This is a genomic window from Achromobacter sp. ACM04 (assembly GCF_014851465.1).
Classification (GTDB): domain Bacteria; phylum Pseudomonadota; class Gammaproteobacteria; order Burkholderiales; family Burkholderiaceae_B; genus Achromobacter; species Achromobacter aegrifaciens.
Window position 1 is genome coordinate 220,268 of record NZ_JACUZS010000004.1, and the last position, 19,951, is coordinate 240,218.

Consider the following 19,951-nt stretch of genomic DNA (forward strand, 5'->3'; position numbering starts at 1 on the left):
CCCATGTCGTCCCCCCGCCCCACCGTCCTCATCCGCGACAGCGCGGAAGCCGATCTTCCCGCCATCAAGACCATCTACGCCCACCATGTACAGCACGGCACCGCCTCGTTCGAGCTGGAGCCTCCGTCCATCCAGGAAATGCGCCAGCGCCGCGGCGCCGTACTGGAAAAGGAAATGCCCTATCTGGTGGCCGAGATCAACGGTGAGGTCGTGGGCTACGCCTACGTCACGCCTTACCGCCCGCGCCCGGCCTACCGCCACACGGTCGAAGATTCGGTGTACGTAAAGGCGGGCCGCTCCGGCCTGGGCATCGGCGGCAAGCTGCTGGCCGAGCTGATCGAGCGCTGCACCGCCGCCGGCTGGCGCCAGATGCTGGCCGTCGTGGGCGACAGCCGCAACGCCGCATCGCTGGCGCTGCACGCCAGCCAGGGCTTCCATCCCGCCGGCACCCTGCGTTCGGTGGGCCACAAGCATGGCGAATGGCGCGACACGGTGCTGATGCAGCGCGCGCTGGGCGAAGGCGACGCCACGCCGCCGCAACGGCCGTGATTGCGCCGCGCGCCATCGTCTGCCTGGGGCTGACGCAACTGGTCGGCTGGGGCGTGACGTACTACTTGATCGGCGCCCTGGGACCCGCAATGGCCGCCGACCTGGGCTGGAACGCCGCCACCGTCTACGGCGGTTTTTCGGCGGCCATCGTGGTGATGGCCCTGGTGTCTCCGCTGGCCGGCATGGCCGTGGACCGCTGGGGCGGCCATCGCGTCATGCCGCTGGGCGCGCTACTGGGCGCGCTGGGCTGCGCGGGCCTGTCGATCGCGCACGCCATACCTTGGTACTTCCTGTCCTGGGCCGTGCTGGGCGTTGGCATGCGGCTGAGCCTGTACGACGCGGCTTTCGCCTCGCTGGCGCGCGCGGCCGGCCCCTTGGCGCGCCGGCCCATGTCGCAGATCACGTTGTTCGGCGGACTCGCGTCCACGGTGATGTGGCCGGTAGGCCATGCGCTGTCGGGCTGGCTGGGCTGGCGCGGCGCGGCGCTGGCCTATGCCGGTTTGGCGCTGGCCACGGTGCCGCTTTACCTGGCGCTGCCGCGTGCACGCTATGCAGCGGCCCCCGGCGGCAAGGACAAGGCGCCCGCCGGCCTCACCCGCAACGCCGCCGAGCGCCGCCTGGCGGGCGGACTGTACGCGTTGGTCGCCATGCTGACCAACTTTCTGGCGGCGGGCAACGCGGCCCATCTGATTTCATTGCTGTCGGGCCTGGGCTTGGCCGCGGCCGCCGCGGTCAGCGTCGCGGCACTGTGGGGCGTCGGCCAGTTCGCGGCCCGTCTGGCCGACGTGGCGTTGGGCTCGCGCCTGCATCCGCTGACATTGACGCTGGCGGTCGGCGCGCTGCTGCCCCTGTGCTTCCTGCTGGCGCTGCTGTCCGGCGGCAACCTCTATGCCACCGCCGCCTACGCGCTGCTTTATGGCGCCTGCAATGGCCTCTTGACCATCACCCGCGGCACCCTGCCGCTGGCGCTCTTCGATTTCCGCAGCTATGGCACGCTGGTGGGTTCATTGCTGATCCCCAGCTTCCTGGTCACCGCCGCCTCTCCGGTCGCCTATGCCTACATCGTGGACAGCTACGGCGCACGCGGCGCGATGGCGCTGTCGGTGGGCTTGGCCGCGGCTATCGGTGCGGCAGCGTTCGCGCTGCGGTGGAAGTTCATCGCCAGGACGCGCGCGGCGTTTGCCTGAAGCGCCCGCCGCGCGATGGCGGCGGCCGGCGTCTCAACCCTCGGCGGCGGAGGCCACCACCCATTTTTCCCAACCGATCTTGCGCAGCTTGCAGGCGGGACACTCGCCGCAGCCGTAGCCCCAGTCGTGGCGCGCGCCGCGCTCGCCCAGATAGCAGGTGTGGCTTTCCTCGACGATGGTTTCCACCAGCGCGTCGCCGCCCAGCCGATGCGCCAGCGCCCAGGTCTCGGACTTGTCGATCCACATCAGCGGCGTCTCGATCGTGACCCGCGAGCCCAAGCCCAGGCCCAGCGCCACCTGCTGCGCCTTGATGGTGTCGTCGCGGCAATCCGGATAGCCGGAAAAATCGGTTTCGCACATGCCGCCCACCAGCACGTCCAGCTGACGGCGGTAGCCCAGCGCGGCGGCCAGCGTCAGGAACAGCAGGTTGCGCCCAGGCACGAAAGTGTTGGGCAGGCCGTTGGCCTGCATTTCGATGGCGCGGTCGCTGGTCATGGCGGTATCGCCCACCTGGCCCAGCACCTTCAGGTCCAGCAGATGATCCTCGCCCAGGCGCGGCGCCCAGTCGGGGAAATTGCTGCGGATCTCGCGCAGCACGTTCAGCCGCGCAGTCAGTTCAATGTGGTGGCGCTGCCCGTAGTCGAACGCCACGGTTTCCACATGGGCGTAGCGGTCCAGCGCCCAGGCCAGGCAAGTAGTGGAATCCTGGCCGCCCGAAAACAGCACGAGCGCGCGACGTTGATGATTTTGCATAAATGGGGGCTTCTGGAAAGACGAAGGGACTGAAGGCTTGTACGCACAGGTGACGGCCTGCCTTTAGTGTAAACATGCTGCTGGCGGACTTTAAACCGACGCCGGCGGCTGGCGTAAAAAGTCTGCGTAAAATCTTCCAGATTCTCTTTCCCGGTTTACCTGCAACGCCTCTTCTTTCCTACCCCTTCCCCTCTCTCAGCAGCCTCGACGGATCCCCGCCAGATGAATGCCATGCGCCCGCAGTCCGATTCAGCAGAACCCTTGCGTCACGATATCCGGCTATTAGGCCGATTACTGGGCACCGTCATCGAGGAATGTGAGGGCAAACGCGTCTTCGACACCATCGAAACCCTGCGCCGCACGGCCGTAAAGTTCCGCCGCGAAGGCAACGACGCCGACGGCAAATTGCTGGAGCAGCGCGTCAAGCGCCTGCAAGGCAGCGACCCCAACTCGGTGGCGCGCGCCTTCAGCTACTTCCTGCACCTTTCCAATATCGCCGAAGACCGCGACCAGAATCGCCGCCAGCGCGCCCGCGCCATCGCCAGCGGCGCGCCCGAGCGCGGCAGCCTGCGGGACGCGGTGCAGACCCTGGGCCGCCAGGGCGTGGGCGTAGCCCGCATCCGCCGGCTGCTGGCCGAAGCCTGCGTCATGCCGGTGCTGACCGCGCACCCCACCGAAGTGCAGCGCAAGAGCACGCTGGACGTGCACCGCGAGATCGCCGGCGCGCTGACGCAGCGCGAAGGCACGCTCACGCCGGAAGAGCTGGCCGACCTGGACGCCTCCCTCCTCGGCCGCGTCGCCACACTGTGGCAGACCCGCATGCTGCGCTACACGCGCCTCACGGTGGCCGACGAAATCGAGAACGCGCTGTCGTACTACCGCAGCACCTTCCTGCAAGTCATTCCGCGCGTGTACGGCGACCTGTCCAAGCTGCTGAGCCGCGAGTCCGCCAAGCCCTTCGCCGCTCCGCCCGCGCCGCTGGAGCCCTTCCTGCGCATGGGCAGCTGGATCGGCGGCGACCGCGACGGCAACCCCAACGTGGATGCCAGCACCCTGGAACGCGCGCTGCTGCGCCAGGCCACCGTGCTGTTCGAACACTATCTGCAAGAGGTCCATGCGCTGGGCGCGGAGCTGTCCGTCACCACCTTGCTGATTGGCGTGGATGCCGAACTGCTGGCCCTGGCCGACGCCAGCGGCGACGATTCGCCCCACCGCCGCGATGAGCCCTATCGCCGCGCGCTGGTCGGCGTGTACGCCCGCCTGGCCGCCACCGCGCAGCGCCTGACGGGCCAGGACCTGGCGCGGCGCAGCACCGTCGCGGCAGCCCCCTACGAAGGTCCGCAAGAGCTGTCCGCCGATCTGGCCGTGATCGCCGCGTCGCTGGCCGCCCACCATGGCTCGCCCATCGCCAAGCTGCGCCTGGCCGGCTTGCAGCAGGCCGTGGAAGTATTCGGCTTTCATCTGGCCACGGTGGACCTGCGCCAGAGTTCCGACGTGCACGAGCGCGCGCTGGCCGAGCTGTTCACCCTCGCCGGCACGCAACGCGACGGCAAGCCGCTGGACTACCTGGCGCTCACCGAAGAGCAACGCGTCGAACTGCTGCGCGCCGAACTGGCGCAGGCCCGTCCGCTGGCCTCGCCCTGGATCGCCTATAGCGAAGACACCACGCGCGAACTGGCGGTGCTGCGCGCCGCCGCCGCCGGCCGCGCGCGCTACGGCAAGCAGGCCGTGCGCCAGACCATCGTGTCGCACACCGAAACGCTGAGCGACCTGCTGGAAGTCATGGTGCTGCAAAAGGAAGCCGGCCTCATCGCCCCGGCGGGCCAGGAGATCCAGCCCGAGGACGGCCTGATGGTCGTGCCGCTGTTCGAGACCATTCCCGACTTGCAGCGCGGCGCCGAGATCATGGCTGCCTGGCTGGACCTGCCCGAAATCCGCCAGCGCGTGAAGCTGGCGCAGAACGGCGCGCAGGAAGTCATGCTGGGCTATTCGGACAGCAACAAGGACGGCGGCTTCCTCACGTCCAACTGGTCGCTCTACCAGGCCGAGCGCGCGCTGGTCGACGTGTTCTCGGCCCGCAACGTGCGGCTGCGCCTGTTCCATGGCCGTGGCGGTTCGGTAGGCCGCGGCGGCGGCTCCAGCTTCGACGCCATCCTGGCACAGCCCCCGGGGACCGTGGCCGGCCAGATCCGCCTGACCGAACAGGGCGAAGTCATCCAGAGCAAGTACAAGGACGCCGAGGTCGGCCGCTGGCACCTGGAACTGCTGGTCGCGGCCACGCTGGAATCCAGCCTGGCGCCGCGCGCCGAAGCCACCAGCGCGGAAGACGCGCACATGGCCCAGCACGGCCCGGCCATGTCCTTCATGTCCGAAACCGCGCAGCGCACCTACCGCGGCCTGGTCTACGACACCCCGCGCTTTGCCGATTACTTCTTCGCCGCCACGCCCATCAGCGAAATCGCAGGCCTGAACATCGGCTCGCGTCCCGCCTCGCGCAAGAAAGGCCAGCGCATCGAAGACCTGCGCGCCATCCCCTGGGGCTTTTCCTGGGCGCAATGCCGCCTGATGCTGACCGGCTGGTACGGCATGGGGTCGGCCATCGAGGCCTATCTGGAAACCGGCGCCCCCGACGCGCCCCGCTCGCGCCGCGGCCGCCTGGCCCAGCTGCGCGAAATGGCGCGCGACTGGCCCGCCTTCCGCACGCTACTGTCCAACATGGAAATGGTGCTGGCCAAGTCCGACCTGGCGATCGCCGCGCGCTACGCGCAGCTGGTGCCGCAGCGCGGCGTGCGCGAACGCATCTTCGGCGCCATCAGCGCCGAGCACGGCCGCACGCTGGCCATGCTCAAGCTGCTGACCCAGCGCGAACTGCTGGCCGACAACCCCACGCTGCAGGCGTCGTTGCGCGAGCGCTTCGCCTACATCGATCCGCTCAACTACCTGCAGATCGACCTGATCCGCCGCCACCGCGCGGCGCAGAAGCATCCCGAGGCCGAGGTCGACAAGCGCGTGCAGCGCGCCATCCACCTGACGATCAACGGGATTGCGGCGGGGCTGCGCAACTCGGGCTAGCGATTGCTGGTGAAATGGCGCGCGGTATAGAATGAGTCTGATTCTCATCCTTTACCCGCGCCATTTTTGCCGCCTTCGCGCGTTGCAGGGGCCCGCATGTCGACCAACCAATCCGCAGCGCAGCAGGGCATCGAAGGCCTGTATGCCGATCATCACAGCTGGCTGAGAAGCTGGCTGCGTCGAAGGCTGGGCAATGCGTTCGACGCGGCGGATCTGGCGCACGACACCTATCTGCGCATCCTGCACACTGGCCGGCTGCCCGAACCGCACCAGTCGCGCCAGCATCTGGCGCAGGTCGCCCGCGGCCTGGTGATCGACCTCTACCGCCGCCGCCAGATCGAGGCCGCCTATCTCGAAGCCCTCGCCGGTCTGCCGCAGGCGCATGCGCCGTCGGAAGAAGCCCGCGCCATGGCGGTACAAGCCCTGGTCGAGATCGACGCCGTGCTGCAGAGCCTGCCAGCCAAGGCGCGCGAGGCGCTGCTGCTGCGCAAACTGGACGGTTTGAGCTACCGCGACATCGCGTCGCGGCTGGCCGTGTCGGTGTCGTCGGTGGAGAAATACGTGGCTTCCGCGCTGCTGGCCTGCTACCAGGCCCTGCACGCGCCCCCTGGCGGCTGACCGGGCATGTCCGCCACGCCCGGCATTCCGTCAAATCCCCAGGGCTTGAATCGGGCCATCGACCCCGCCATCGTGCAGCGGGCAGCCGAATGGATGGCGCGCTTGTGGTCGGAAGACGTCAACCCCACCGACCAGTCCGACTGCGCCCGCTGGCGCGCGCAACATGCCGACCATGAACTGGCCTGGCAACGGCTGCTGGAATTCGAGGACAAGCTCGGCAGCGTATCGCCGCAGGCCGCCAGCCACGCTCTGCGCAAACGCCCGGCTGGCGTCTCGCGGCGCCGCGCGATCAGCCTGCTGGGGCTGGGCGCAACCATCGTGGGCGTGGGCTACGTCCTGCGCGGCACCGACTCCTGGCAAACCGCAACGGCCGACTACCGCAGCGGCACTGGCGAGATCCGGACCATCACCCTGCCGGATGGGTCCAGCGTGACGCTGTCCACCGCGACCGCCATCGACCTCAGGTTCACCGCGGACGAACGCGTGGTGGTGCTGCACGCCGGAGAAATCCTGGTAGCAACCGCGCCAGATCTCGCAGCCATGGCCCGGCCGTTCCGGGTGCGCAGCCGCCACGGCTCCATCCAGGCCCTGGGCACCCGATTCTCGGTCAGGGACGATACCGAAACCTCCCGCGTGGCCGTGTTCGAAGGCGCCGTGGAAATCCGTCCCCTCGGCGCACCGGAACAGGCAGTCCTGCTTCAAGCCGGCCAGGGTTCGCGCTTTTCGTCAGGCGGGGCCGCGGCACCTAGTCCTGCGCAGGAAAGCGCGGCGGCCTGGAGCCGCGGGGTATTGGTGGCCGATGCCATGCGCCTGGACGAATTCCTGGCAGAACTGGCCCGCTACCGGCCAGGCCTGCTGCGCTGCGATCCCGAGGTTGCGGGCCTGCTGGTGAGCGGCGTCTTTTCCGTACGCAACACGGACCGGGCGCTGGACAACCTCACGCGGGCTCTGCCGGTGGCGGTGAGCTACCGGACGCGCTACTGGGTGACAGTGCAGGCAGCGCAATGACGGCCAATCGGCTGTCGCCGTTACAAACTTTTCGAGGCGGCAATTGCGGATTCGGCGTTCTTGCTCGGGATATAGGGTGACCCCCTTTCATCTCCAGCACGAACCGCAAGGCATCACCCAATGTCCCGTCACCCGCAGCCCAGGTCCCATTCCCACGCGCCAGCCACGCCAGCGCTCCGCCCCGCGATTCCCCGCCTGATGCGCCTGGCGCTGTTTCTCAGCGTGGCGTTCTGCGTCATCCCTGGCGCGACCGCCACCGCGCAGGCGCAGAGCGTCGAGACCAGGCGCAGCTACGACATCGCCGGCGGCCCGCTGAGCCAGGTGCTCAATGCCTACGCCAGCGCGGCCGGCGTAGAACTGAGCATGGACGCCGCGCTGCTGCATGGAAAGCGCAGCAACGGCCTGTCAGGCAGCTATTCGGTGCGCGAAGGCTTCGGTGAATTGCTGCGCGGTCAAGGCCTGCAAGCCCTGCCGGAAAGCAACGGCAGCTACACGCTGCGCCCCGCGCCGGCGTCGCACCACGACGCCACCACTCTCGAAGCCGTGACCGTCACCGCGCAGGCCGCGGAGACCGCCACCGGCCCCCTGCATGGCTACGCGGCCCGGCTCAGCGCGACCGGCACCCGCACCGACACGCCCATCATCGAAACGCCGCAATCGATCTCGGTCGTGGGCGCGGAGGAAATCGACACCCTGAAATCGCAGAGCATTCAAGATGCGCTGGGCTACGTGGCGGGCGTCAGCCGCGCTGAAGGCATGGACCGCACGTCTGACAGCCTGTTCCTGCGGGGCTTCCGCAGCAACCTGGGCAACTACTACCGCGACGGCATGCTGTACACCGTGAACATCTACAACGGGCGGCAGGAGGTGTATGGGCTGGAGCGCATCGAGTTCCTCAAGGGCGCATCCTCCGTCCTCTACGGCTCCGCGTCGCCCGGCGGCATCATCAATACGGTCAGCAAACGCCCCACCGTGGAGCCGCTGCGCGAACTGAACGTTGAAGCGGGCAACTACAGCCGCAAGCAGATCTCCGGCGATTTCGGCGGCGCGCTCGATGAAGATGGCAAGTGGTCGTACCGATTGACCGCCTTGCTGCGCGAGAGCGATACGTTCATCGACCATGTTCCTGACGATCGGACCTACATCGCGCCTGCCATCACGTGGCAGCCAAGCGCCGCCACCTCGCTGACCCTGCTTGCGGAATACCAGAAGGACCACACCGTCTACGTTTATGGCCTGCCGGCGCAAGGCACGGTGCTCCCCAACGTCAACGGCCGGATCCCACGCAATCGTTTTACCGGCGAGCCTGGTTTCGACAAGTTCAACATGGAACGCTATTCGATCGGCTATCTGTTCGAACACGCCTTCAACAGCCAGCTTAAGCTGCGCAACAGTGCGCGCTATTTCCATGCGGACAGCACCTATCACTCCACCGACATCTGGCAGCTCGCGCCCGACCAGCGCTGGACCGCCGATCGCGGCGCCATGCCACGCTGGGATCGCTCCTCCGCCCTGATCTCCGATACGTCCTTGCAATACGAGGTGGGCAGCGGCATGGTGCGCCACACGCTGTTGGCGGGCATCGATTACTCGCTGCCCAAACACGAAACCGAACGCTATATCCGCAGCAACAACAACATCGACCTCTACGATCCTGTGTATGGCATGCCGCTAGGCCCCGTCGCGCCGTTCCCCGGGTCCTCCTCCGTCACCGACATGAAGCGCCTGGGCATCTACGTTCAGGACCAGATCAAGATCGCCGACAAATGGGTCGTCCTGCTGGGCGGACGACAGGATTGGGTCACGGTCGACGAGCACAACTTCTTCACCGACGAAAAATATGCGGACGGCGAAAAGAGCAAGGCCTTCACCGGCCGCGCCGGCCTGGTCTACCTGGCCGACAACGGGCTGGCGCCGTTCCTCAGCTATAGCGAGTCATTCGAGCCTACCAGCGGCCAGGACCGCCAGGGCAGCCGCTTCCAGCCCACCACCGGCCAGCAGTACGAAGCCGGGCTGCGCTACCAGCCCGCCGGCTCGGACACCATGCTGTCGGCGGCGGTCTACCAACTGACCCGCAAGAACATGACCGTGACCGACCCCTTGGACACGTCCTATCAGATACAGGCCGGCGAGGCGCGGACCCGCGGCCTGGAACTGGAGGCGCGCACCCGCATCGGCCGCAATGCCAACCTGATCGCCGCCTACGCCTACACCGACGCGCGCACGCTCAAGGCCAGCCCCCTGCAACCCGACGAGGAAGGCAAGCGCCTGAGCTCGGTCCCCTACAACCAGTTCTCGCTATGGGGCGACTATGGTTTCGGCGACTTCGGCCTGCCTGGCTTGAGAATCGGCGCTGGCCTGCGCTATGTGGGCAGCACCCGCGGCATGGCGCACGGCATGCCGGTGGAGGTGCCATCCTTCACCTTGTTCGACGCCATGATCAGCTACGCGACGGGGCCATGGAAGTTCGCGCTGAACGCGTCCAACCTGACCGACAAGACCTATATCGGCAGTTGCACCTACGGCTGCTTCTACGGCGAACCGCGCCGGGTGATCGGCACCGCCACCTACCGCTGGTGAGGTCAGGCCGGCCCGCGCTCGCGCCAGAGCGCGGGCCGGCGTCCCCTGCCTGCGCACCGTCCACCAGCCGGACACCCAAAATCCCCCATTTGTCCGCCCCCCGCGACTTTTAGTACTATCTCTTTCAGAAATTCTATATACGCACAAATGTTCGTATATAGAACATAAAGATTTTTCTGGCCAGGCGCACAGGAAGGCACACCCGGAAGAGACAGAAAGCATCCTGGTTCCGCACGTGCCCGCCCGCAAGCCCGGCGTGTCAGCACCGAGCGAACCATCATGGATACTCCCCTCAAGAATCTCGCCATCGTCGGCGCAGGCGCCATGGGCAGCGGCATCGCCGCGCTGTTCGCCTCGAAGGGATTGAACGTCGTCCTGATCGACCCGATGGAAGGCGCGCTGGACCGCGCGCTGCAGACCATAGACCGCCAGTTGAATGTCTATGCCCCGGGCAACGTCCAGGAAGCGATGCAGCGCATTCAAGTCGCACCGGGGCTGGAAGCGGCCTGCAACAGCGACCTGGTGATCGAGGCCGTGCCCGAGAACCTGGAGCTCAAGCGCGGCATCTTCGCCAAGCTCGATTCCCTGTGCCCCGCGCACACCCTCTTCGCCACCAACACCTCCGGCCTGTCCATCAACGCCATCGCCAGCGCGGTAGTGCGCCGCGACCGTTTCGTGGGCACCCATTTCTTTACGCCTGCCGACGTGATTCCGCTGGTGGAAGTGGTGCGCAACGACGGCACCTCCGAGGACACGGTCGCCCGGGTGATGGCCACGCTGCGCTACGCCGGCAAGCGTCCGGTGCTGGTGCGCCAGGACATCCCCGGCTTCATCGCCAACCGCATCCAGCACGCCCTGGCACGCGAGGCCATCTCGCTGCTGGAGAAAGGCGTGGCCAGCGCCGAGGACATCGACGAAGTGGTCAAGTGGAGCCTGGGCATCCGCCTGGCCCTGTCGGGACCGCTGGAACAGCGCGACATGAACGGCATCGACGTGCACTACGCGATCGCCAGCTATCTCTACAAAGACCTGGAAAACCGCACCGAACCTTCCGAACTCCTGAAGAGCAAGGTCGAAAGCGGCCAGATCGGCGCCAAGAGCGGCCAGGGCTTCTACACCTGGAGCCCCGAACGCCGCGAGCGCGTGCTGCGCGAGAAAAGCGCCGCGCTAGGCGAACTGGCTGACTGGCTCAACGGCAAGGCCAGCGGCTCCTGACGGCCGCGCAAGCAAAGCATTCACTACATAAGGCGCGGGGCATCCCGCCACCAGCGCCAGCGGGCCACAAGCCCAACCACACAAAGAAAGCAATCGTCCCACCCGCCCCCGCCGACACCCGGCGCCGGGCGGCGCAAGACGCGAGAAAACTTAGCCTTACCGGAGTTTGTAGGAGGCACCATGAATAAACTGGCTTCATTCTTTACGGAGCTGATGCGCAAGTATCTGCCCGACCCCTTCGTCTTCGCGATCGCGCTGACCCTGCTCACCGTGCTGCTGGCCATGGGCGTCGAGGGCAAGGGCATCGGCGACATCACGCGCGCCTGGGGCAACGGCTTCTGGAGCCTCCTGGCCTTCACGACCCAGATGGCCGTGATCCTGGCGATGGGCTACGTGCTGGCCACGGCGCCGCTCACCGACCGCATGCTCAACCGCATCGTCAGCCACGTGCACAAGCCGCATACCGCCATCATCGTGGCGACGCTGGTCGGCGGCATCGGCAGCTACCTGAACTGGGGCTTCGGCCTGGTCATCGGCGGCATCGTCGCCAAGAAGCTGGCGCTGAAGGTCAAGGGCGTGCACTATCCGCTGATCATCGCCGCGGCCTACAGCGGCTTCACCATGTACGGCCTGGGCCTGTCGGCCAGCATCCCCGTGCTGGTCGCCACCCCCAATCACCCCACCGCCAAGCAGATGGGCACCATCCCGCTGTCGGAAACCATTTTCTCGGTGCCGATGCTGATCACCAGCCTGGTGATCATCGTGACGCTGCCGCTGCTCAACGCCTGGCTGCACCCCAAGAAGGGCGAGAAGATCGTTGAAGTGGACCCGGCCATCGACCGCGACGCCAACACGTCCAGCGCCGCCGAAGACATGCTGGAAAAAGGCACCATCGCCTCCAAGCTGAACAACAGCCGCATCCTGAGCCTGCTGATCGGCGCGCTGGGCATCGCCTACGTGACCTTCCACTTCATGGACGGCGGTTCGCTGGACCTGAACCTGATCAACTTCATCATCCTGTTCCTGGGCATCATCCTGCTGGGCACGCCGGCCGCCTACGTGGCCAAGCTGACCGAAGGCATCAAGACGATCTCCGGCATCATCCTGCAGTACCCCTTCTACGCCGGCATCATGGCCATCATGGCCGCCTCCGGCCTGGTCACCACGATCTCGCAAGTGTTCGTCGACGTGGCCACGCCCGAGTCGCTGCCGTTCTGGGGCCTGATCAGCTCGTTCGTCATCAACTTCTTTGCGCCTTCGGCCGGCGGCCACTGGGTCATCCAGGGTCCGTTCATGATCGACGCCGCCAAGGAAATCGGCAGCGCGCTGAACCAGACCACCATGGCCGTCATGCTGGGCAACGCCTGGAACGACCTGGTGCAGCCCTTCTGGATCCTGCCCGCGCTGGCGCTGTCCAAGCTCAAGCTGCGCGACGTGATGGGCTATACCGTCATCATGATGCTGTGGGTCGGCGTGATCCACATCACCGCCGTCCTCCTTTGGGGTTATCTGACCCACTGACCGGCGCGCTTACTCTAGGAACGGAACCGATATGAGCAAACCTACTGCGTATCTCGTGACCGGCGGCAGCGCCGGGATCGGGGCTGCGATCATCCGCATGCTGCTGGATGCGGGACACCAGGTCGTCAACATCGACTACAAGCTGCCCGAGAATCCGCCCGCGGGGCTGGTGTCTTATCAGGCCGACCTGACCGACGAAGCGCGCACCAAGGAAGTGGCCCGCGAAGTGACCGCGGCCTACAACATCGTGGGCCTGGTCAACAACGCCGGCGCGACCCGCCCGGGCACGGCCGACACGGCCACGCTCGCGGACCTGGACTACGTGGTCAACCTGCACCTGCGCACCGCGCTGATCCTGGTGCAGGCCGCACTGCCCGCCATGCGCGAAGCCGGCTTCGGCCGCATCGTGAACATGTCGTCGCGCGCCGCGCTGGGCAAGCCGGACCGCGTGGTCTATTCGGCCACCAAGGCCGGCCTGGTGGGCCTGACCCGCACGCTGGCCATGGAACTGGGCGGCGACGGCATCACCGTCAACGCCATCGGTCCCGGCCCCATCGCCACCGATCTGTTCACCAAGAGCAATCCGGCAGGCGCGCCGCAGACCGAACGCATCATCAACAGCATCGTGGTCAAGCGCCTGGGCACGCCCGAAGACGTGGCGCGCGCCGCGATGTTCTTCCTGTCGCCGGACAACGGCTTCGTCACCGGCCAGATGCTGTACGTCTGCGGCGGCACGACGCTGGGCGTCGCGCCCATCTGAGGCCCGCCATGCGCACGCCAGCCGCCCTCGTCTCTCCCCTGCCCCGCCTAACGGCGAAGCAGGGCGTGGTTGATCTGGTCGGCCGCGCGGCGCAAGGGCGGCAGAAACGCCGCCAGCATTTCCTCGCGCGTAAAGCGGTTGGCATGGCCGCTGACGTTCATCGCGGCGATCACGCGGCCGCTGCGGTCCATGATGGGCACGGCCACCGACTGCAGCCCCGGCTCCAGCTCCTGCGCGACGCAGGCGTAGCCGTCGGCGCGCACGCCGGCCAGCACGCGCTTCAACTCCGCGATGTCGGTGACGGTGTGCGGGGTGTAGGACTGGATCTGGCTCAGCGCCAGCGCCCGGTCCAGCTCCGGCTCCGTCAGGCCCGCCAGCAACACGCGGCCCATCGAGGTCGCCCAGGCCGGCAGGCGGCTGCCCACGGCCAGGTTGATGGTCATGACCTTGTGCGTGGACAGGCGCAGGATGTAGACGATGTCCGCGCCTTCCAGCACCGAAACGGAACACGACTCCCGCGTCTGCTCGGCCACTTCTTCCATGTACGGCAACGCCAGGTTCCACAGCGGCGTGCCGGACAGGTAGGCGTAGCCCAGCTCCAGGATGCGCGGGGTCAGCGAGAACTTGCGGTCGTCGACGGTGACGTAGCCCAGGTGCTCCAGCGTCAGCAGGATGCGGCGCGCGCCGGCGCGAGTCAGCCCGGTCACGGCCGCGACCTCGGACAAAGTCATCTCGGAACGGTCGGGGCCGAAGGCCCGGATCACGGACAAGCCGCGCGCGAAGGACTGCACGTAGCTGTCGCTGGGTTGCTGGGTATCTTGCTCGGCCATCCGTCTACCGCGAAAAGAGTAAATGGGGATGACGCCGCGCCGGCTCGCCTTGACGCCCGGCTCATCCCCATGAAACGATGTTCTTCAGAAGAACGAAAGTTCTAATTAAGAACAAATTATGACACGCCACCTATGAGCAAACATCATGATTTCTAAGCTTGTTGCAAGCGCGGCGGCCGCCCTGGCGGACGTACCCGACGGCGCCACCGTCATGATCGGCGGCTTCGGCACCGCCGGCCAGCCCATGGAACTGATCGACGCCCTGCTGGAGCAGGGCGCGAAGGACCTGGTCATCATCAACAACAACGCCGGCAACGGCACCACCGGCCTGGCCGCCCTGCTCGGCGCCAACCGCGTGCGCAAGATCATCTGCTCGTTCCCGCGCCAGGTGGATTCGCAGATCTTCGACGGCCTGTACCGCAGCGGCAAGATCGAGCTGGAACTGGTGCCGCAGGGCAACCTGGCCGAGCGCATCCGCGCCGCCGGCGCCGGCATCGGCGCGTTCTTCACGCCCACCGGCTACGGCACGCCGCTGGCCGACGGCAAGGAAATCCGCGAGATCAACGGCCGCCAGTACGTGCTGGAGTATCCGCTGCACGCCGACTACGCGCTCATCAAAGCCGAACGCGGCGACCGCTGGGGCAACCTGGTCTACCGCAAGACCGCCCGCAACTTCGGCCCCATCATGGCCAGCGCGGCGCGCGTGGCCGTGGCGCAGGTGCGTGAAGTGGTCGAACTGGGCGAGCTGGACCCGGAAACCGTCGTCACCCCCGGCATCTTCGTGAAACGCGTCGTGCAGATCGCAGCCACCCCGGCCGCCAAGGAGCAGCAATGAGCACCAAACTGACCCGCGACCAGATCGCCGCCCGCGTGGCGCAGGACATTCCTGAAGGCGCCTACGTGAACCTGGGTATCGGCCTGCCCACGCTCGTCGCCAACCATCTGCCGGCGGACCGCGAAGTCATCCTGCACACCGAAAACGGCATGCTCGGCATGGGCCCCGCCCCCGCCAAGGGCGAGGAAGACTACGACCTGATCAACGCCGGCAAGCAGCCCGTGACCGAACTGCCCGGCTGCTCGTTCTTCCATCACGCCGACTCGTTCGCGATGATGCGCGGCGGCCACCTGGACATCTGCGTGCTGGGCGCCTTCCAGGTTTCGCAGCACGGCGACCTGGCCAACTGGCACACCGGCGCGCCCGACGCGATTCCCGCCGTGGGCGGCGCGATGGACCTGGCGATCGGCGCCAAGGACGTGTTCGTGATGATGGAACTGCAGACCCGCGAAGGCCAGAGCAAGCTGGTCGAGGCCTGCACCTATCCGCTGACCGGCGTGCGCTGCGTGTCGCGCGTGTACACCGACGTGGCGGTGTTCGACATCCGCGCCGACGGCGTGACCGTCATCGACATGTTCGGCGACACCACCGCCGACGAGCTGCTGCGCCTTACCGGCCTGCCGCTGAAGTTTTCCCGCTGAATTTTGTGCGCGCTCCGGCATCGCCGGAGCGGCTTTACAGGAGAGAGTCATCATGTTGTTCATGGTTCAAATGCAAGTCAATCTTCCCGTCGACATGCCCGCCGAGCGCGCCGACAAGCTGAAGGCCGACGAAAAGGCCCTGGCGCAGCAACTGCAGCGCGACGGCAAGTGGAAGAACCTGTGGCGCGTGGCCGGCCGCTACGCCAACGTCAGCATCTTCGACGTCGAAAGCAACGACGAGCTGCACACGCTGCTGTCCTCGCTGCCGCTGTTCCCGTACATGGACATCAACGTCACGGCACTGGCGCGCCACCCCTCGGCAATCTGACCAGGAGCGGCTGATGCCCTACATCATCGAAACCTTCGACAAGCCCGGCCACCAGGAAGTGCGCCAGCAGCATCGCGCCGCGCACCTGGAATACCTGGACGCGAACAAGCAGCTGCTGCTGGCCTGCGGCGCCAAGCTGCAGGACGACGGCAAGGACGCCGGCGGCGGCCTGTACATCGTGGCCCTGGAAACGCGCGAAGCCGCGCAGCAGTTCATCGACGCCGACCCGTTCTCCCAGGCCAATCTGTTCGAGCGCGTGACCATCACGCGCTGGCGCAAGGCCTATGTCGACGGCGTCTGCCACCTGTAAACGCAAGGAATAAACCCGCATGTCTTACGCCGATCTCAGCCAGGCACGGCTGTACTACGTCATCGATGGCCCCGCCGACGCGCCGGTGCTCGTGCTCTCCAACTCGCTGGGCACCTGCTCCGACATGTGGGCCCGCCAGATTCCCGAACTGAGCAAGCACTTCCGCGTGCTGCGCTACGACACCCGCGGCCACGGCAAGTCGTCGATCCCCGAGGGCGAATACAGCTTCGAGCAGCTGGGCAACGACGTCGCCGAACTGCTGGCGCACCTGAACATCAAGCGCGCGCACTTCTGCGGCCTGTCGATGGGCGGTCCCACCGGCCTGTGGCTGGCGCTGGCGCGTCCCGAACTGCTGGACAAGCTGATCCTCTGCAACACCGCCGCGCGCATCGGCTCGGCCGAAGGCTGGAGCGCCCGCATCGCCGCGGTCGCCGAACAGACCCTGGAAAAGATGGCGCCCACGCTGGTCGAACGCTGGCTCACCGACAGCTACCGCGCGGCCGAGCCTGGCCTGACCCAGGTGCTGATCGACATGCTGCGACGCACGCCGGACGCTGGCTACTCGGGCAACTGCGCCGCGCTGCGCGACGCCGACTTCCGCGAACAAGTGGCCTCGATCAAGGCGCCCACGCTGGTCATCAGCAGCACGCACGACCTGGCCGCCACCCCGGCCCAAGGCCGTGAACTGGCTGAGGCCATCCCCGGCGCGCGCTACTTCGAAATGAACACCTCCCATATCTCGAACTGGGAGCAACCCGAAGTCTTCACCCGCACGGTCGTCGACTTCCTGAAGGGGTAAGCGGCATGCAGCGCTGGAAAAACCGGCCCGAAGGCTCCAACTGGGGCGACTTCGGGCACGACGACCAACTCGGCCGCCTGAACCTCATTACCGAAGAACAAGTCCTGAAAGGCGCGCGTGAAATCCGCGCCGGCAAGACCTTCTGCCTGTCGCTGCCGCTGGACCTGCCCGGCGGCAACGTGCTCAACCCGCGCCGTCATCCGCCGCAACTGAGCCCCACGCGCCTGGCGGACACGCCCTACCTGAACTTCCCGCTGCGCAACGTCAACCCGGACGCGGTGGACGTGCTCAGCGATGACCAGGTGCTGCTGTCGATGCAGTATTCGACGCAATGGGACGCGCTGGCCCACGTGGGCGCCTTGTTCGACGCCGACGGCGACGGCAAGCCCGAACTGCGCTACTACAACGGCTACCAGGCCGGCGTGGACGTCGTCGGCCCGGCCGACGGCGACCATACCGGCTGCGGCTGCAACAGCGGCGGCCCGTCGGCGGCGCTGAAGCTGGGCGTGGAAAACCTGGCGCAGAAGGGCATGCAGGGCCGCGGCGTGCTGGTGGACCTGTTGCGCCACTACGGCCCCGGCCGCACACTGATCGGCCATGCCGAACTGATGCATGTACTGAAGACGGACGGCATCAGCGTCGAAACCGGCGACATGCTGGTGCTGCGCACCGGCTACGCCGAAGCGGTGGTCGCCATGAACGGCACGCCCGACGCCGAGACGCTGCACACCTACGGCGCCGCGCTGGACGGCACCGACCAGGCGCTGCTGCAATGGATCACGGACAGCGGCATCGCCGCCATCTGCGCCGACAACTACGCCGTGGAAGCCTATCCCGCGCGCGAGAAGACCGGCCCGCGCGCCATGCTGCCGCTGCACCACCATTGCCTGTTCAAGCTGGGACTGCCGCTGGCGGAACTCTGGTACCTGAAGGACCTGGCGGACTGGCTGCACGCCAACGGCCGGCACCACTTCATGCTGACCGCCCCGCCCCTGCGCCTGCCGCATGCAATCGGTTCGCCGGTCACGCCGATCGCAACGGTGTAATCGCCAGCAACCCGGCGCCATCGCGCAAATGAAAAGAGCTCCAGACCTGGAGCTCTTTTTTTGATGCGGCGATCGCTACTTCATGCCTTCCCAATGCGGTCCGGGCACGATGATGTCGAACAGCTCCAGCACCCGCGCCACGGTATGGTCCACCATCTCTTCGATGGAGGCGGGCCGGTGGTAAAACGCGGGCAGCGGCGGAAACACGATGCCGCCCATTTCGGTGACGGCAGTCATGTTGCGCAGGTGCGCCAGGTTGAAGGGCGTCTCGCGCACCATCATCACCAGGCGCCGGCGCTCCTTGAGGGTCACGTCGGCGGCGCGGGTAATCAGGTTATCCGACAGGCCGTGGGCCACGGCCGCCAGCGTGCGCATGGAGCACGGCACGATGACCATGCCGGCCGTCTGGAACGCGCCGCTGGCTAGCGTAGCGCCCACGTCGCGCACGCTGTGCACGTGGTCGGCCAGGGCATAGACATCATGGCGGCTGACGTCCAGCTCGTGCTTGATGTTCAGCACGCCGGAGGCCGACACCACCAGATGCGTTTCGACATCGTCCACGCCGCGCAATGCCTGCAGCATGCGCACGGCGTACAGGGAGCCCGTAGCGCCCGTGATGCCGATGACCAGTCGCCGCATGGGCTGATCAGGCCGTTGCGCCGGACTGGTCCAGCAGCGTCTTCAGTTCGCCGGATTCGTTCATCTCGTTCATGATGTCCGAGCCGCCGATGAACTCGCCGGCCACGTACAGCTGCGGAATCGTGGGCCAGTTGGAGAATTCCTTGATGCCCTGGCGGACTTCGTCGTCCTCCAGCACATTGACGGTGACCAGCTTCTTCACGCCACAGCCCTTCAGGATCTGAATGGCCTTGCCGGAAAAGCCGCATTGCGGGAACTGGGCGGTGCCCTTCATGAACAGCACGACGGGGTGCTGGGTCACGGTTTCGCGGATGAATTCTTGAACGTCGCTCATGGTGGTCTCTTGGACAGGCATAACGGAATACGCCAATTATAGGTACAGCGGGAAAATTCGCCCGGATACCCCGGGCGTCCCGCCGGGAATGCGGTCAGGCGGGCAGCCGGCCGCCGGAAATACGCTCGATGCCGGCCAGGTCCTGGCGGCTGTGCACGTCCTGGAATCCGGCCGCGGCCAGCAGGCCCCGCACGGCTTGTGCCTGGTCCCAGCCATGCTCCATCCACAGGGATCCCCCCCGTTTCAGGTGACGGCCGGCGCCCTGGACGATGCGGGCCAGGTCTTCCAGACCGCCCGCGCCGTCGGTCAGCGCCCCGCGCGGCTCGAAGCGCACGTCGCCCTGGTCCAGGTGCGGGTCGTCGCAGGCCACATAGGGCGGATTGGACACGATCAGGTCGAAGCCCTCGCCGGCTGGCACGGCCTCGTACCAGCTGCCTTCGACCAGGCGCACGGATGCGGCCAGGTCCCAGGCGTTGCCGGCGGCGACCGCCAGCGCTGCGGAGCTGACGTCGGAGGCCATCACCCGGGCGTCGCGGCGCGCCAGCGCAATCGAAATGGCGATCGCGCCGCTGCCTGTGCCCAGGTCCAGCACCGCAGGCGCGGCCAGGCCGGCCAGGCATTCCAGCGCGGTCTCCACCAGCACCTCGGTGTCCGGGCGCGGAATCAGCACGTCCGGGGTCACGCGGAAGCGGTGACCCATGAATTCGCGGTGGCCCAGCAGATAGGCCATGGGTTCCCCGGCCAGGCGCCGCTGGGCCAGGGCCTCGTAGGCCGCGGCCGTTTCAGGCAGCAAGGGGTCGGTATCGTGCGCCAGCAGCCAGGCGCGCGGCTTGGCCAGCACGTGCTCCAGCAGCATGCGCACCTCCAGGCGGGGCAGGCGCGTGTCGAGCAGCAGGCTTTTCAGCTGGGGCGGCGTCATGGCCGGG

20 protein-coding genes are annotated in these 19,951 nt (G+C 67.0%); 15 read left to right on the top strand and 5 right to left on the bottom strand.

All coding sequences use genetic code 11. The features are described 5' to 3' along the window. Nucleotides 1-3 precede the first annotated feature (3 nt). Nucleotides 4-549: a GNAT family N-acetyltransferase gene (locus IB259_RS22935; protein WP_054459444.1), complete on the top strand. Its 546-nt coding sequence runs from the start codon at nucleotides 4-6 to the stop codon at nucleotides 547-549. Next, a complete protein-coding gene (locus IB259_RS22940; RefSeq protein ID WP_119450274.1) occupies nucleotides 546-1,736 on the top strand; it encodes an MFS transporter in 1,191 nt (396 codons plus the stop codon). Before IB259_RS22935 ends, IB259_RS22940 begins: the two co-directional genes overlap by 4 nt. 33 nt (nucleotides 1,737-1,769) lie before the next feature. On the opposite strand, the gene queC is transcribed toward IB259_RS22940, so the two are convergent. Next, entirely contained in the window at nucleotides 1,770-2,489 is a 720-nt protein-coding gene (gene queC, locus IB259_RS22945; RefSeq protein ID WP_054459441.1) for a 7-cyano-7-deazaguanine synthase QueC, read from the bottom strand. A gap of 222 nt (nucleotides 2,490-2,711) precedes the next feature. Here queC and ppc point away from each other — a divergent pair, with 222 nt between their 5' ends. From ppc to IB259_RS22980, 7 genes are all read left to right on the top strand, one after another. After that, the gene (gene ppc / locus IB259_RS22950; protein WP_054459439.1) at nucleotides 2,712-5,561 is read left to right on the top strand and encodes a phosphoenolpyruvate carboxylase; all 2,850 of its coding nucleotides are present in this window, start codon (nucleotides 2,712-2,714) and stop codon (nucleotides 5,559-5,561) included. Nucleotides 5,562-5,657: 96 nt separating this feature from the next. Beyond that, a complete protein-coding gene (locus IB259_RS22955; protein ID WP_054459437.1) occupies nucleotides 5,658-6,179 on the top strand; it encodes a sigma-70 family RNA polymerase sigma factor in 522 nt (173 codons plus the stop codon). A 6-nt stretch (nucleotides 6,180-6,185) separates the two neighbouring features. Further along, the gene (locus tag IB259_RS22960; RefSeq protein WP_054459435.1) at nucleotides 6,186-7,187 is read left to right on the top strand and encodes a FecR domain-containing protein; all 1,002 of its coding nucleotides are present in this window, start codon (nucleotides 6,186-6,188) and stop codon (nucleotides 7,185-7,187) included. 120 nt (nucleotides 7,188-7,307) lie between these two features. After that, a complete protein-coding gene (locus tag IB259_RS22965; RefSeq protein WP_175160900.1) occupies nucleotides 7,308-9,767 on the top strand; it encodes a TonB-dependent siderophore receptor in 2,460 nt (819 codons plus the stop codon). A 279-nt stretch (nucleotides 9,768-10,046) separates the two neighbouring features. Beyond that, nucleotides 10,047-10,982, top strand: a complete 936-nt coding sequence (locus tag IB259_RS22970) for a 3-hydroxyacyl-CoA dehydrogenase family protein (protein WP_054459431.1) — start codon at nucleotides 10,047-10,049, stop codon at nucleotides 10,980-10,982. Nucleotides 10,983-11,162: 180 nt separating this feature from the next. Next, nucleotides 11,163-12,503, top strand: coding sequence for a short-chain fatty acid transporter (locus tag IB259_RS22975; protein ID WP_054459429.1), 1,341 nt, complete (start codon nucleotides 11,163-11,165; stop codon nucleotides 12,501-12,503). 31 nt (nucleotides 12,504-12,534) lie between these two features. Then, on the top strand, nucleotides 12,535-13,263 hold the full coding sequence (locus IB259_RS22980; protein ID WP_125470461.1) for an SDR family NAD(P)-dependent oxidoreductase: 729 nt from the start codon (nucleotides 12,535-12,537) through the stop codon (nucleotides 13,261-13,263). A 47-nt stretch (nucleotides 13,264-13,310) separates the two neighbouring features. Here IB259_RS22980 and IB259_RS22985 read toward each other — a convergent pair whose 3' ends face one another. Beyond that, entirely contained in the window at nucleotides 13,311-14,093 is a 783-nt protein-coding gene (locus tag IB259_RS22985) for an IclR family transcriptional regulator (protein ID WP_192330178.1), read from the bottom strand. Nucleotides 14,094-14,238: 145 nt separating this feature from the next. On the opposite strand from IB259_RS22985, the gene IB259_RS22990 reads away from it, so the two are divergent. From IB259_RS22990 to IB259_RS23015, 6 genes are read left to right on the top strand one after another with little or no spacing between them, the layout of a single operon-like run. Next, the gene (locus IB259_RS22990; protein WP_013396544.1) at nucleotides 14,239-14,928 is read left to right on the top strand and encodes a 3-oxoacid CoA-transferase subunit A; all 690 of its coding nucleotides are present in this window, start codon (nucleotides 14,239-14,241) and stop codon (nucleotides 14,926-14,928) included. Next, a complete protein-coding gene (locus IB259_RS22995; protein ID WP_013396545.1) occupies nucleotides 14,925-15,569 on the top strand; it encodes a 3-oxoacid CoA-transferase subunit B in 645 nt (214 codons plus the stop codon). The genes IB259_RS22990 and IB259_RS22995 overlap by 4 nt, the downstream gene beginning before the upstream one ends. A 52-nt stretch (nucleotides 15,570-15,621) precedes the next feature. After that, nucleotides 15,622-15,897 (top strand): muconolactone Delta-isomerase, encoded by a 276-nt coding sequence (catC, locus tag IB259_RS23000; protein WP_042796227.1) that lies wholly within the window; start codon nucleotides 15,622-15,624, stop codon nucleotides 15,895-15,897. Nucleotides 15,898-15,910: 13 nt separating this feature from the next. Further along, nucleotides 15,911-16,207 (top strand): YciI family protein, encoded by a 297-nt coding sequence (locus IB259_RS23005; protein WP_054459424.1) that lies wholly within the window; start codon nucleotides 15,911-15,913, stop codon nucleotides 16,205-16,207. Nucleotides 16,208-16,226: 19 nt separating this feature from the next. Then, nucleotides 16,227-17,006, top strand: a complete 780-nt coding sequence (gene pcaD, locus IB259_RS23010) for a 3-oxoadipate enol-lactonase (RefSeq protein WP_175160896.1) — start codon at nucleotides 16,227-16,229, stop codon at nucleotides 17,004-17,006. A 5-nt stretch (nucleotides 17,007-17,011) separates the two neighbouring features. Beyond that, a complete protein-coding gene (locus IB259_RS23015; RefSeq protein WP_088159054.1) occupies nucleotides 17,012-18,052 on the top strand; it encodes a cyclase family protein in 1,041 nt (346 codons plus the stop codon). 75 nt (nucleotides 18,053-18,127) lie between these two features. Here IB259_RS23015 and IB259_RS23020 read toward each other — a convergent pair whose 3' ends face one another. The 3 genes from IB259_RS23020 to prmC all read right to left on the bottom strand — a co-directional run bounded on the left by IB259_RS23020 (nucleotide 18,128) and on the right by prmC (nucleotide 19,944). Beyond that, nucleotides 18,128-18,691 carry a UbiX family flavin prenyltransferase gene (locus tag IB259_RS23020; protein ID WP_054457626.1) on the bottom strand — a complete coding sequence of 188 codons (564 nt, stop codon included), beginning with the start codon at nucleotides 18,689-18,691 and terminating at the stop codon, nucleotides 18,128-18,130. Nucleotides 18,692-18,698: 7 nt separating this feature from the next. After that, nucleotides 18,699-19,025: a Grx4 family monothiol glutaredoxin gene (grxD, locus tag IB259_RS23025; protein WP_042797530.1), complete on the bottom strand. Its 327-nt coding sequence runs from the start codon at nucleotides 19,023-19,025 to the stop codon at nucleotides 18,699-18,701. A 94-nt stretch (nucleotides 19,026-19,119) separates the two neighbouring features. Then, nucleotides 19,120-19,944 (bottom strand): peptide chain release factor N(5)-glutamine methyltransferase, encoded by an 825-nt coding sequence (prmC, locus tag IB259_RS23030; RefSeq protein ID WP_054457627.1) that lies wholly within the window; start codon nucleotides 19,942-19,944, stop codon nucleotides 19,120-19,122. Nucleotides 19,945-19,951: the final 7 nt, after the last annotated feature.